Origin of the sequence: Streptomyces vulcanius, assembly GCF_042653945.1 — a bacterium.
GTDB classification, from domain to species: Bacteria; Actinomycetota; Actinomycetes; order Streptomycetales; family Streptomycetaceae; genus Streptomyces; species Streptomyces mangrovi.
Genome location: NZ_JBHSFK010000011.1, coordinates 228,816 through 242,159 on the forward strand (window position 1 = coordinate 228,816; position 13,344 = coordinate 242,159).

The window sequence follows — 13,344 nt, forward strand, 5'->3', positions numbered from 1 at the left end:
GGCGAGAGGCGTCACACAGGGTCACGGACGCGGCCCGGGACGATCTCCCTGAGTGATCTTGGGGGAGCTCGGTCGGGTCGCGAGCAGCAGGGCGATGTCGTCCGCCCGGTCCCTGGTCTGCCGGGCCGTCGCGGTGAGCCGGTCGGCGATCCCCCCGAGGGAACGCCCGGGGCCGCTGCCGACGTCGGCGAGGGCCGCGCGCAGGGCGCTGATGCCGTCGTCGATGTCGTGCCCGGGATGCTCCACCAGGCCGTCCGTGTACAGCGCCAGGATCGCGCCCGGCTCCAGGCGCAGCTCCGTCACCGGGTACCGGGCGCCCGGGTCGACCCCGAGCACGACCCCGCCCCGCAGGTCCACCACCGTCGTCCCGCCGTCGGGGCGGCGCAGCAGCGGGGGCAGATGACCGGCGCGGGCCGCCCGGGCCCGTCCGGTGGCCGGGTCGAGCCGGATGTAGCAGCAACTGGCGAACTGGCCGGGGTCGAGGTCGATGAGCAGGTGGTTCGTGCCCGACATGACCTCCTCGGGCGGCCGGTCGCCGAGCGCGAACGCCCGGACCGCGCTGCGCAGCTGCCCCATGGTGGCCGCCGCCTGCACCCCGTGGCCCTGTACGTCGCCGATGACCAGCGCAAGTCCGTCGCCCGCCTCCACGACGTCGTACCAGTCGCCGCCCACGTCCATGCCCTCGGTGCCCGGCAGATAGCGTCCGGCGGTCTCCACGCGCGCGTGCTGCGACAGCCGCCTCGGGAGCAGCGCCTGCTGGAGCCCTCGGGCGAGCGCGGCCTCGGTGTCGTAGCGCTGGGCCTTCTCCATCGCGTGGGCGATCAGCCCGGCCAGCGCGGTCAGCACCGTGCGCTCCTCCTGGGTGAAGCTGCGCGGGCCGTCGAAGCCGAGGATGCACGAGCCGACCGGGCGGCCGGAGGCGATCAGAGGGAGGAAGGCGCGGGCCCCCTCCTCGGCGTCGAGCGGGACGCCCGGGTAGGCGGCGGCCAGCTGCCGCATCGAGTCGAAGAACAGCGGACGGCCCGTGGTGAGCGTCTCCACACCGGGCAGCCTCGCGTCCAGGCCCACCCCCTCGAAGGGCGCCAGGAAGCCCTCCGGAAAGCCGTTCTCCCAGGCCAGGTACAGGTGCCGCTCCTGCAACAGGTAGATCGCGAGGCGACGGCCGCCGAACGCGGGCAGCAGCTCCTGCATGACCACCGCCGACACCTGGCGGGCGGTCACCGCCTCCGTCAGCGCGATCGCCAGGACGATCGGCCGGTACAGCGGCGCGGTCGAGGCGGCCGTCTCCGGCCCGGGTACCTCGGTGTCGGCCACCGGGGGCGCCGCCGGGTCGGCCGGGACCCGGTTGGCCGGCATGGCGGTGCAGGTGAGCAGGTCCTGGCCGGGATGCACGGCCAGGCTCAGCCAGTCCCCCTCGAACACTTCCGGGCCGTCGGCGGGCCGCCGCACATGGAAGTGCACCGGCTCCGGGGACAGCAGCGCCCCGCGCAGATGCTCCTCGCACGCGGGCTCGTTCAGCCACGGCACGGCATCCCACAACGACCGGCCGACCAACTCGGCGTGCGGCACCCCGAGGAAGTGCGCGGCCCGCCGGTTGGCGTAGACGACCATCCCCAGCCGGTCGATACAGAACACCCCCTCGGGCAGAAGATCGGCGGCCCCCTCGGCGAGGGCGGCAGGACCGGGATCGAGCACGACACCGGTGACGGGGGCGGCGGGGGGCTGGTGGGGTGTGGGGTCGGGGGGTGTGGCGGGTGGTGTGTGAGGGGCGTTGCGGGGGGTCGTGTCGGGTGCGGTGCCTGGCGGCGCGCGGGGCGGTGTGCGGGGCACGTCGCGGGGCGGTGTGCGGGGCACGTCGCGGGGCGGTGTGCCTGGCGGTGTGCGGGGCGCGTCGCGGGGCGGTGTGCCTGGCGGTGTGTGGGGCGCGTCGCGGGGCGGTGTGCCTGGCGGTGTGTGGGGCGCGTCGCGGGTCGGTGTGTCGGACGCCGCGCCCGGCGCCGGGCGCGGTGCTGTGGCGGGGGTCGTGTGGGACGCCGTGTGGGTCCCTGCGGGGGATGCCGTGCTGGGCGCCTCGGTGGGTGCCGCGTCGGGCTTCGCGTCGGGTGCCGTGCCGGGCGGGGACGCCGTGTGGGTCCCTGCGGGGGATGCCGTGCTGGGCGCCTCGGTGGGTGCCGTGCCGGGTTCCGCGTGGGGTGCCGTGTCGGGCGCGGTGTGGGGCTGTCCCGCGTCGGACCCTGTCCCGGGTGTTGCCCACAGGTCCAGGAGGCGCAGGGTGCCCTCTGTGGTGCGGAGCTTGATCGGGAGCGGCGGGGGAGTGCCGTGGGCGGTCTCGTGGAGTGCGGCGGGCAGTCGCGGGGCGTCGGCCGGGTCGACGGCCCGGGCCAGGGCGTCCAGGGTGCCGGGGAACTCCCCCGGCGGCAGGCCGAGCAGGGCGCACGCCCGTTCGTCGGCGGCGACGGTGCCGGTCGCCGGGTCCCAGGAGAACCTGCCGACCCGGCCGACCCGGCCCGGTGCCGGACCCGCCGCGGGCGGCCGTACGCACACCGGCTCGTCGTCCCAGGTGACGGGCTGCCCGTAGGCCTCCAGCCGCAGCAGCTCCGTCGCCAGCCCGTGCGCGACCCGCGCCAGCGCATCCCGCTCCGCGAGCACCTCCGTCGCGTCGGCCACCGCCGGGCGCAGCGCCGTCAGCACCCCGAAGGCCCGCCCCTCGGCCACCACCGGCATGCCCAGGGTGCCGAACTGGAAGGGCAGGCCCGCCGCGAACTGCGGATAGCGCCGCATCGCCTCCGTGGCGTTCGCCAGCACCACCGGTACGCCCGTGCGCTGCACCTCCGCCACCGGGAACGGCCGGTCCACGTGCACCCGCCACCAGGGCCGGAACAGCGGCCCCGGCAGCCCCGCCAGTACCGCGAGCCGCAGCACCCCGGGTGTGGGCGAGCACAGGTAGAGACCCCCGGCGCGGCCTCCCGTCACCCGCAGCGCGTCCGCCGCGGCTGCGGTCAGCAGCGCGGGCGGCGGCCCGGCCGGCCTCCGCTCGTCCCCGGCGCTCCCAGTCATCGGCCCTACCTCGTCCGTGCGCCGCCGCGTGGGCGACACAGCAAGAATGCGCCACCCGGGACGGGATGTGCATCCGGGCACGACCGGAACGGGCGGGTACGGCCCGCTCTCAGGCGCCGACGCGCAGGGTGCTCTTGGCCAGCTCGTACGCCGGGAGCATCCTCTCGTGCTCCTGGTCGTCCAGCCCGCCGAGGTGCAGGACGACGGGACCGTCGGGCGTCGTGACGGCGAGGGCGTGTTCCGTCTTCGTGTCCTCGAGGACCTCGCTGGTGGTTTCGTACTCGACCTCGGTGCCGGTGACACCGCCCGCCTCGAACGTGCGGTACGACGTCTTCCCCACGCCTTCCCCGGCCGCCACGAAGGCCTTCAGCACGCCACGCGCGTCGGCGTCGCCGGGCTTGCCGGTCCAGACGCGCAGGAAGCCGATGTTGCCGGCGGGCTTGGCGTCGATCTCGCAGGCCATGGTGACCGGGCCCTGGTGCAGCAGCGCGTCGGCGAGATCCGCCAGGTCGCCGCCCGCCTCGCTCGCCTCCCCGGCGTCGACGGCCTTGGCCTTCCACGACTTGGCCGTGTCGAAGGTGACCGGCAGCTCGCAGGCGGACCCGGCGGCACCGACGGTCGCCCCCCGCTCCGCGACCTGCGCCGTCGCGGTCGCCTCCGTGGACCCCTTGGACCCCTTGGACCCATTGGACCCCTTGGCCGCAACGCCGTCGGACTCCCCGTCCCCGGTCGAGCACCCCGTCACCAGCCCGGTCAGCAGGGCTGCCAATGTCAGCCCCCGTCCCGCGTTCCCCACCCCGATGCGCACCGCTGTGTCCCCTCTCGATTCCGGCGGAGCACTGTAACCCGGGGCCGCCCCCACAGTCGTCCGGATTGCCCGCGGTACTTCGTGTACATGCCACTGAAAGCCAAGCTCAGGCGTCCCCCGGGCGACGCCGCGATGGCGCAGGTCATGACTTGGCCAACTCCTGGCAGCACGTTGGCCACTTGTTCATCGCCCGCCCCTGATGACCCCCACCGAGCCGGGCGGAGAGTGGTCGGCGGTCCGTCCCGCACGGGCACGGGCCGCTGGTCCCCCCACCAATCAACTGCTCAACAAGGGGCATTCATGTCCGAGTTGACCCGTCGTAGACTCCTGGGCTCGGCCGCCGGCGCACTGGGCGGCGCCGCGGCCTTCTCCCTCCTCCCGCCGAGCGTCCAGAAGGCCGTCGCCGCCGAACCGCCGAAGCACAGCTCGCTGCACGACATCGAGCATGTCGTCATGCTGATGCAGGAGAACCGGTCGTTCGACCACTACTTCGGCACCCTGTCGGGCGTCCGCGGCTTCGCCGACCACCACGCCCTGAAACTCGACAACGGCCGCAGCGTCTTCTACCAGCCGGACGCGCAGAACCCGAAGGGCTACCTCCTGCCCTTCCACCTCGACACCCACGCCTCCAGCGCGCAGGCCATCCCGTCCACCTCCCACGCCTGGTCCGTGCAGCACGAGGCGTGGAACGGCGGCAGGATGGACCAGTGGCTGCCGGCCCACCGCAAGGCCGACGGCGTCAACGGCCCGTATGTGATGGGCTATTACACGCGCAAGGACATTCCGTTCCAGTTCGCGCTCGCCGAGACCTTCACCATCTGCGACCACTACTTCTGCTCGGTGTTCGGCCCGACATGGCCCAACCGCCTGATGTGGATGACCGGGACCATCGACCCGGGCGGCACCCAGGGCGGCCCGATCACCAGCAACGTCGCGCCCACGCCGTACCGCTGGACGACGTACGCCGAACGGCTCCAGGCGGCGGGCGTCAGCTGGAAGGTGTACCAGCAGGACGACGACTACGGCTGCAACATGCTGGAGCAGTTCGCGACGTTCAAGAACGCGCAGCCGGGCTCGGACCTGTACGAGCGGGGCGTACGCCCGCAGCCCGAGGGCACCTTCGAGGACGACGCCCGCAACGACCGTCTTCCGGCGGTGAGCTGGATCATGCCGACGAGCTACCAGTCGGAGCACCCGGACTATCTGCCCGCCGCCGGAGCCGACTTCGTCGCCTCCAAGATCGAGGCCATCGCCTCGAACCCCAAGGTGTGGCGCAAGACCGCCTTCATCCTCAACTACGACGAGAACGACGGCCTGTTCGACCACGTGGCCCCGCCGACCCCGCGCGCCGGCACGGCGGACGAGTTCATCCAGGGCCTGCCGATCGGCGGCGGCTTCCGCGTCCCCGCCATCATCATCTCGCCCTGGACGGTGGGCGGTTGGGTCGCCTCCGAGACCTTCGACCACACCTCCGCGCTGCAGTTCCTGGAGCGGTTCACCGGAGTGGAGGAGCCGAACGTCAGCGACTGGCGGCGGGAGACCTTCGGCGACTTCACCACCGCCTTCCGCTTCCGTGACGCCCGTCCCCGCTCGCCCCGCCTTCCCGACGACACGGCGGAGCAGCTGGAGAAGGCGAAGGAAGAGGTGGCGACCCTGCCCAGCCCCACCCTGCCGGGCGCGCACCAGACCTTCCCGCACCAGGAGCCGGGCCACCGACCCCAGGTATGAGCGAACCGTCCCACAAGGGCCCCGGGCCGGCCGTGCGCGAGCACGCCACCGCCCGGGGCCCTCGCTCGCATGTGACGAAGAGCTCCGGTCGACGAAAGCTCCGGTCGACGAAAGCTCCGGTCGACGAAAGCTCAGATCGCCAAGAGCTTCGATCGACGGCCGAATGATCCTCGGAAGCCTTCTCAGCGTCTTCACAAGGGCGACACCGGCGCTCCTGCCGGAGTAGCGGCGACGAGTGTCTCTTGGGGGAAACCGTGGTGATCCTGGGTCCGGAGGTGAAACGGCCCCGCGAGGGCCGAGCCGAGGACGGACGGCGGCCGAAGTCCGCCCTGGCGCGCACGGCGGGATTCGCCCTGCGCACCCTGCGGGGCGAGTGGCACGGCATCGTCGTCGACCCCCTGCGGCAGCTGCGGCGGCGCGGTCCCGGCGCGCTGCTGCTGGCCTTCGTGGCCTGCGGCGGTGTGATCTTCTTCCACGCCATCGCACAGCACCCGGCCGGTGAGACGGCCGTCCGGATCGTGGGCGGCGTCCAGGGCGACCTGCCCCTGTGGCTGGCCCTGCTGCGCACCCCGGTCTCCCTGTACGTCCCCGCGCTCGACCTGCCCGTGTGGGCCGGCATCACCCAGCTCTTCCTCGCCTTCGCCCTCGCCGAACTCGTCCTCGGCCGGCGCAGAACCCTGGCGGTCGCCTACGCCGCCACCCTGGCCGGCACCCTCACCGTGCGGGTGATGATCGCGATGGGGCCCGGCTGGTGGGGACTCGGGCTGCCGCCCGAGGCGGGCCAGGTGCTCGACACCGGCCCCTCCGCGGCGGTCGTGGGGCTGTTCACGTACATCTCGGTCGTCCGCCGAGCGCCCGTCGTCTTCGTCCTCACCGGCGGCTCGATGGTCCTCGAGTCCATCGCCAGGCCCAATCTCGCCGGACGCGAGCACCTCATCGCCGTCGGCGCGGCGATCGTCCTTGGTCTGTGCCAAACCCGCTTCCAGCAGGGCGGAAAGCCGCAGGAAGGACGGTCTGCCTGAGATCTTCATATGAATTTGTGAGTCGCTTGAACACTCCTGCGTCCGGGCCCGTATGGGACCGGGGGATTTCCATGCCCGGTCCGCCGACGACGACGCGTAGGAGCACTCCTTGGTACACAACAGGCGCAGACGCCCGACAGGAGGACGGCGCGCGACCTTCGCAGCGGTCGCGCTCATCATCGGCGGCGGCGGACTGATGGCGGCGAACGTCTACGCCTCGGCCTCCGAGGACGACGGGCCCTGGACATCGGGCTCCGTCACCATCGACTGTCCCGACGTGGGGAACCGGCTGACCGATGTGCCGGACGGCGCGCGAGAGGACGTCGACCGTGAACTCGCCGCGCTGGACGCGCAGGTGGCCGAGGCCTACGGCCGGCTCCAGGGCTCGGCGCAGGCCGTGCGCGATGACGCCGGCTTCGCCGACAACGCGGTGATGAACCCGCTCAAGGACAAGCGCGCCGCAACCATCGCGCGTATCGCGGACGCCATGGACCGCGCCGGCGACCGCCCCGACGGCCTGGACGACCTCGCCGCCTGCACCCTGCGCACCGCCGACGACAACGCGGGCGAGCAGGGCGGGCAAGACGACCAGGGCGACCAGGGCGAGCAGGGAAATCAGGGAGACGGCCAGCAGGACGGTCAGGACGGCAACGGCCAGCAGGGCGACGACGGACAACAGGGCGACGACGGCCAGCAGGGCAACGGCGGTCAGGCCGGAAACGGTCCGGTCGCCGCGGACTACGTCGACATCACCACCGTCCAGCCCGCGCAGCAGTCCGCGGACCCCGCCTCCGGCCCCTCCAGCGGCACCTTCGCCAGCAGTTGCGGAGTCAACGCCAACGGTCTGTTCAACTCGGACAACGTGATCGTGGCCCCGGGTGTCTCCAACGGCGCCCACCACTTCCACGACTACATCGGCAACCAGTCGAACACCGCCTTCGCCTCCGACGAGGACCTGGCGAACGCCGACACGACCTGCGTGGACCAGGGCGACAAGTCCACCTACTACTGGCCCGTCCTGCGTCTGCAGAACGGCACGCAGGAGAAGGATGCCAACAGCCCGGGCGGCGGCATCGAGGGCAACGCGGGCGAGATCGTCACCCCCAAGGACGTCACGCTGACCTTCGTGGGCAACGCGCGTTCCAAGGTCACCGAGATGCCCCGGCTGCTGCGCATCATCACCGGTGACGCCAAGGCCTTCGTCAACGGCCCGGCCAACGCCAACGCGTCCTGGAGCTGCACCGGCTTCGAGGACCGCCAGCTCAAGGACAAGTACCCGCTCTGCCCGTCCGGCAGCGACGTGGTGCGCACCTTCCGCTTCCAGAGCTGCTGGGACGGCAGCAACATCGACAGCGCCAACCACCGCACCCACGTGGCCTTCGAGGGCGCCGACGGCAGCTGCCCGGCCGGCTTCCAGGCCATTCCGCAGCTCGTCCAGCGCATCGTGTACGACGTGGACGCGCCGAGCCTCGACGACGGCGGCCGGACCACCCCGCTGTTCGCGGTGGACTCCTTCCCCGAGCAGCTGCACAAGCCGGTGACCGACCACGGCGACTTCATCAACGTCTTCGACGAGGACCTGATGAGGCAGCTGGTCGACTGCATCAACGAGGGCCGGACCTGCGGCGCGGGCGCCCAGCAGGGCGGCGACGACGGCTCGGACAACGGCAACGGCGGCGGCAACAACGGAGACAACGGCAACAACGGGGACGACGGCAACAACGGAGACAACGGCGGCAACGACAACGGGGACGACAACGGCTCCGGCGACACCCCGCAGCAGCCCCCCGCCCAGTCCCAGACCCCCGAGCCCCCGGCCGACACGGACCCCGTGGACCCCGTGGACACCGCCCCCGACAAGGGCGACACCGGCTCCGGTGACATCCCCGTGACCACGGAACCCCGCGAGGACACCAAGCCCACCCCCGACGCCCCCAAGGCGGCCACCCCCGCCGCGGACAACACCGCGGACGACAAGGCCGACGACACCGCGGACAGCGAGATCGGCACCGCCGCCACCGCCCCCGAGGGGACCCCGTCCCCCGTGAGCCCCGGCAGCTCCGCCCCCGCCGCCGTCCCGCCCGCGGACGAGGCCGACACCCCCGGCAGCACCGTGCCCCAGGGCGTGCAGGGCAGCCTCGCCGAGACGGGTGGCATCCAGCTGTGGCCCGCGCTCGCCGGTGGCCTCCTGGTGATCGCCGGGTTCGTGGTCCTGTACCGCAACGTCCGCCGCACCTGACACCACCCTCACCCCGTAGGGGTACTCCGTCCCCGAGAAAGCCCTCCCGGCACCCGCCCGCGCGGTATACGTCGCTCGATCCGCGAGCGACGATGGGATTGGGAGAGCCATGGAGTCCACGGAGTACCCCTACGACCTCGGCAGCCACGGCCGACGGGTGACGACCTCGTCCCCCGAGGCCCAGCTGTGGTTCGACCGCGGCCTGGTGTGGTCGTACGGCTTCCACCACGAGGAGGCCGTCGACTGCTTCGAGAAGGCCACCCGCGCCGACCCCGACTGCGCCATGGCCCACTGGGGCATCGCCTACGCCCTCGGCCCGAACTACAACAAACCGTGGGAGTTCTTCGACGAGGAGGATCTCGCCCGGACCGTGTCCCGCACCCACACCGCCGTGGAACTCGCCCACGAGAAGGCGGCGGCCGGAGCAACCCCCGTCGAACGGGCCCTGATCGGCGCACTGCGCGCCCGCTACCCGCAGGACCGGCCCGCGCGGGACTGCGCGGTGTGGAACGAGCCCTACGCCGACGCCATGCGCGCCGTCCACCAGCTCGCCCCCGACGACCTCGACGTGGCCGCCCTCTACGCCGACGCCCTGATGAACCTCACCCCCTGGCAGCTGTGGGACCTGCGCACCGGCCGCCCCGCGGAGGGCGCCCGCACCGAGGAGGCCAAGGCGGTCCTCGACCGAGCCCTCGAGACCGCGGACCGCCACCCCGGCCTCCTGCACCTGTACGTCCACCTGATGGAGATGTCGCCCACCCCCGAGGCCGCCCTCCGGGTCGCCGACCGGCTGCGCGATCTGGTGCCCGACGCCGGGCACCTCCAGCACATGCCCTCGCACCTGGACGTGCTCTGCGGCGACTACCGCCGGGTCGTCACCGACAACACCGCCGCCACCCGCGCGGACGAGAAGTACCTGGCCCGCTCCGGCGCCATGAACTTCTACACGCTGTACCGGTGCCACAACCTCCACTTCAAGATCTACGGCGCGATGTTCCTCGGCCGGTACCGCACCGCCCTGGAGACCGCCGACCGCCTGGAGGCCGCCGTACCGGAGGAACTGCTGCGGGTGCCGAGCCCGCCCATGGCGGACTGGCTGGAGGGCTTCTTCGGCATGCGGTTCCACGTCCTGATCCGCTTCGGCCGCTGGGACGACATCCTCGCCCTGCCGCTCCCCGCCGACCCCGGGCTGTACGCCGTCACGACCGCGCTGCACCACTACGCGCGCGGTGTCGCCCTCTCCGCCACCGGCCGGGTCACCGAGGCCGAGGCCGAACGCGCCCTGTTCCGGACGGCCGCGGACCGGGTGCCGGAGTCCCGCATGCTGTTCAACAACACCTGCCAGGACATCCTCGCCATCGCCTCCGCGATGCTGGACGGCGAGCTGGAGTACCGCAGGGGCGAGTACGACCTGGCCTTCGCCGCCCTCGAACGGTCGATCGAGCTCGACGACGGCCTCCCCTACGACGAGCCGTGGGGCTGGATGCAGCCCACCCGGCACGCCTACGGCGCCCTGCTCCTCGAACAGGGCCGGGTCGCGGAGGCCGAGGCCGTGTACCGGGCCGACCTGGGCCTCGACGACTCGCTGCCGCGTGCTTTCCAGCACCCGGGCAACGTCTGGTCCCTGCACGGCTTCCACGAGTGCCTCGTCCGCCAGGGCCGGGACGCGGAAGCGCGGATCGTCGCCCAGCAGCTGAAACTCGCCGCCGCGCTGGCCGACGTACCCGTGCTGGCCTCCTGTTTCTGCCGTACGGACACCACCGTTGTCCCATCGGGTGTCACACCGGGGTGCTGCGCCATGGACAATTGATCGACAGCGCAGTCGACGGGGGGACCCCGGAGCATGGCGGGTGCACGGTGAACAGTTCGTGGAAGATCCGGTCGACCTGGTCGACCTGGGCGTCGGCGACCAAGGGCCCGACGGTCGAGGCCGCCCTCGCCCGGGCCCGGCTGTGGGCCCGGGTCGCCGTGGCCCTGGTTCTCGGCTGCGTCGCGGTCGTGGCCGGGGCCGCCGGATCCGGCGGCTGGCTGGTCCTGTTCACCGGCATCGCCGGGCTCGCGCTGGCCGGGGCCGGCGTGTGGTGGATGCTGGCCCACCGGGGCGGCGCCCGGCTGCTCGGGGGAGTGGTCGCGGTCAGCGCGCCCAGCGGCGTGGTCGTGCTGTACGCCACCTCCGGGCTGTGGATCGTGGCGATCGGCGCCCTCTCGCTGTGGGCCGCCGGCCTCGCCTCGGCCCGCGCCTCCCTGCGCAGCCTGCGCCACCCCAAGGGCCCGCACGGCCGCCGCACCCCGCCGCCCCGACGGCCCGTCTTCATCATGAACGTCCGCTCCGGCGGCGGAAAGGTCGTCAAGCACGGTCTCGCCGAGCGTGCCGAGGCGCTCGGCGCGCAGGTGGTCCTGCTCGGCACCGACGACACCTACACCGACCCGGAGGCGATCGCCCGCAAGGCCGTCGCCGACGGCGCGGACCTGCTCGGTGTCGCCGGCGGCGACGGCACCCAGGCGCTCGTCGCGGCCGTGGCGGCCGAGTACGACGTGCCGTTCGTGGTCGTGGCCGCCGGCACCCGCAACCACTTCGCGATGGACCTCGGTCTCGACCGCGCCGACCCCGTGCGCAGCCTCGACGCCCTCACCCAAGGCGTGGAACTCCGCGTCGACCTGGGCGAGGTCGCGGGGCGGGCCTTCGTCAACACCGTCTCCTTCGGGGCGTACGCGCAGGTGGTCCAGCAGCCCGCCTACCGTGACGCCAAGGCCGCCACCTTCCTGGAACACCTCCCCGACCTGCTCCAGGGCGCCGCCGGACCCACCCTGGACGTGCGGGTGGACGCCACCCTCGTGCACTCCCCGCAGGCCGTCCTGCTCAGCAACAACGCCTACGCCCGCGCCGATCCGCTCGGCGGTGGCCGCCGCCCCCGCCTGGACACCGGCCTGCTCGGTGTGATCGGCGTCCGCGTGGAGGGCCCCGCCAGGGCCGCAGAACTGGCCCTGCTCGGCGAACGCGCCAGTGGCATCACCACGCTCACCGCCCACCGAGTGGTCGTCGAGGCCGACCAGGACCGCATCGCGGTCGCGGTCGACGGCGAGGCGCTCGAACTGCCCACCCCGGTCGTGTGCACCGTACGGCCCAGCGTGCTCCGCGTCCGTGTGCCGCGGCACCGCCCCGGAGCCGCCTACGCGCCGCCGACGGTCGACTGGCGGCGCATCGTCCGCCTCGCGCTCGGCCGCCCCGACCCCCGTACGATCAAGGACGCCTATGATGTCTGACCGCCGCCCCAAGCTCTCCGCCCCGCGCCTGGTCCGTGACCTCGCCACCCTGGACCAGGCCCTGTACGAGGCGGTCACGGTGACGAAGACACCCACTCTGGACACCGCGCTGCGCCGGCTGTCCGCCACCGCCGACCACTCCAAGATCTCCTTCGCGGTCGCCGCCGGGCTGGCCCTGCGCGGCGGCAGCCCGCGCCGCGCCGCCGTCCTGGGCGTGGCCGCCATCGGCGTCGCCTCGGCGACCGCCAACCTGCTCGGCAAAAGGCTCGTACGACGGCCCCGGCCGCACCGCGCCGAGGACTCGCCGTTCCCCGGCCGCCACGTACCCATGCCGGAGTCCGCGTCCTTCCCGTCCGGGCACACCGCCTCGGCCGTCGCCTTCGCCGCCGCCGTCGGCCCCGCGCTGCCGGTGGCCGCCGTTCCGCTGGGCCTGCTCGCCTGCGCGGTGGGCTACTCGCGCGTCCACACCGGCGTGCACTACCCGGGCGACGTCATCGCCGGCGCGCTCCTGGGCACCGGAGCGGCGGCCCTGGTCCTCGGCGCCGCGGCCCGGGCCGGCGTCTGAACTACCGGGCGCAGTACAGGAACAGCTGGGGCTCGGGCACGGCCTCGGGATGGTCGGGGGCGAACAGCGTGTCCTCCTCGGCCAGCACGGTCAGACCCGTGCCCCGCACCACCTCGGTGAACGCCGCGCCGCCGAAGCTGGTGACCCGGACGGGCTGCCCCATGAACACCGCGTCCACGCCCGCCACGTCCAGCGGCACGGTCGCCAGCACCAGACTCCCGCCCGGCACCAGCGCCCGCGCCAGCCGGCCGATCAGCTCGGTCTGCTCCGCGCGGTCCATCTGGAGCAGCGAGAAGTACACACAGACCGCGTCGAACGAGCCCTCGTCCAGCGGGAGTTCGCGTACGTCCGCGCACTGGAACCGGGCCCCGGGCACCTGGCGGGCGGCCAACTCGACCATGACGGGGGAGACATCGACGCCCAGCACGTCATGGCCCGCCCCCACGAGGGTCGCGGCCGTGGGCCGGCCCGTGCCGCTGCCGACGTCCAGCACCCGGCTGCCCGGCGCCAGCCGCCCGAGCAGCCAGTCGAGCGACCGTCGATGCGCCTCCGAATGCGCGAACGCCTTCTCGTACGCGGCCCCCAGCGCGTCGAACACCCGCGCCGCACGCCGCCCGTCGTCATCCACCGGATTCGTCACCCCGAAAGCGTCCATGATCTG

At 73.1% G+C, this 13,344-nt stretch carries 9 protein-coding genes; 6 read left to right on the forward strand and 3 right to left on the reverse strand.

Annotation, left to right across the window (positions count from 1 at the left end; genetic code table 11):
* Window positions 1–21: 21 nt before the first annotated feature.
* Together ACFPIH_RS19200 and ACFPIH_RS19205 are read right to left on the reverse strand one after the other, a co-directional pair.
* A complete protein-coding gene (locus ACFPIH_RS19200) occupies window positions 22–3,057 on the reverse strand; it encodes a SpoIIE family protein phosphatase (protein WP_385877171.1) in 3,036 nt (1,011 codons plus the stop codon).
* Between the two features lie 109 nt (window positions 3,058–3,166).
* On the reverse strand, window positions 3,167–3,865 hold the full coding sequence (locus tag ACFPIH_RS19205; RefSeq protein WP_381163387.1) for a lipoprotein: 699 nt from the start codon (window positions 3,863–3,865) through the stop codon (window positions 3,167–3,169).
* 300 nt (window positions 3,866–4,165) lie between these two features.
* On the opposite strand from ACFPIH_RS19205, the gene ACFPIH_RS19210 reads away from it, so the two are divergent.
* The 6 genes from ACFPIH_RS19210 to ACFPIH_RS19235 all read left to right on the forward strand — a co-directional run bounded on the left by ACFPIH_RS19210 (window position 4,166) and on the right by ACFPIH_RS19235 (window position 12,683).
* Window positions 4,166–5,593: an alkaline phosphatase family protein gene (locus ACFPIH_RS19210; protein ID WP_381163384.1), complete on the forward strand. Its 1,428-nt coding sequence runs from the start codon at window positions 4,166–4,168 to the stop codon at window positions 5,591–5,593.
* A 329-nt stretch (window positions 5,594–5,922) separates the two neighbouring features.
* Window positions 5,923–6,615 carry a hypothetical protein gene (locus ACFPIH_RS19215; protein ID WP_381164573.1) on the forward strand — a complete coding sequence of 231 codons (693 nt, stop codon included), beginning with the start codon at window positions 5,923–5,925 and terminating at the stop codon, window positions 6,613–6,615.
* Between the two features lie 196 nt (window positions 6,616–6,811).
* Complete coding sequence (locus ACFPIH_RS19220; protein ID WP_381164570.1) at window positions 6,812–8,854, forward strand: DUF1996 domain-containing protein; 2,043 nt, start codon at window positions 6,812–6,814, stop codon at window positions 8,852–8,854.
* A gap of 109 nt (window positions 8,855–8,963) precedes the next feature.
* Window positions 8,964–10,664 (forward strand): tetratricopeptide repeat protein, encoded by a 1,701-nt coding sequence (locus ACFPIH_RS19225; RefSeq protein WP_381163381.1) that lies wholly within the window; start codon window positions 8,964–8,966, stop codon window positions 10,662–10,664.
* 140 nt (window positions 10,665–10,804) lie between these two features.
* Window positions 10,805–12,118: a diacylglycerol/lipid kinase family protein gene (locus tag ACFPIH_RS19230; RefSeq protein ID WP_381164568.1), complete on the forward strand. Its 1,314-nt coding sequence runs from the start codon at window positions 10,805–10,807 to the stop codon at window positions 12,116–12,118.
* A complete protein-coding gene (locus ACFPIH_RS19235; protein ID WP_381163378.1) occupies window positions 12,111–12,683 on the forward strand; it encodes a phosphatase PAP2 family protein in 573 nt (190 codons plus the stop codon). Before ACFPIH_RS19230 ends, ACFPIH_RS19235 begins: the two co-directional genes overlap by 8 nt.
* Window position 12,684: 1 nt before the next feature.
* Here the strand turns inward: ACFPIH_RS19235 and ACFPIH_RS19240 are convergent, their stop codons facing one another.
* On the reverse strand, window positions 12,685–13,338 hold the full coding sequence (locus ACFPIH_RS19240) for a class I SAM-dependent methyltransferase (RefSeq protein ID WP_381163375.1): 654 nt from the start codon (window positions 13,336–13,338) through the stop codon (window positions 12,685–12,687).
* Between the last annotated feature and the right edge of the window lie 6 nt (window positions 13,339–13,344).

What these genes read in the sequence shown, in the direction of transcription:
- ACFPIH_RS19200 (WP_385877171.1), bottom strand. Translation starts at nt 3,057, where the DNA reads ATGACTGGGAGCGCCGGGGACGAGCGGAGGCCGGCCGGGCCGCCGCCC.
- ACFPIH_RS19210 (WP_381163384.1), top strand. Translation starts at nt 4,166, where the DNA reads ATGTCCGAGTTGACCCGTCGTAGACTCCTGGGCTCGGCCGCCGGCGCA.
- ACFPIH_RS19220 (WP_381164570.1), top strand. Translation starts at nt 6,812, where the DNA reads ATGGCGGCGAACGTCTACGCCTCGGCCTCCGAGGACGACGGGCCCTGG.
- ACFPIH_RS19225 (WP_381163381.1), top strand. Translation starts at nt 8,964, where the DNA reads ATGGAGTCCACGGAGTACCCCTACGACCTCGGCAGCCACGGCCGACGG.
- ACFPIH_RS19235 (WP_381163378.1), top strand. Translation starts at nt 12,111, where the DNA reads ATGTCTGACCGCCGCCCCAAGCTCTCCGCCCCGCGCCTGGTCCGTGAC.
- ACFPIH_RS19240 (WP_381163375.1), bottom strand. Translation starts at nt 13,338, where the DNA reads ATGGACGCTTTCGGGGTGACGAATCCGGTGGATGACGACGGGCGGCGT.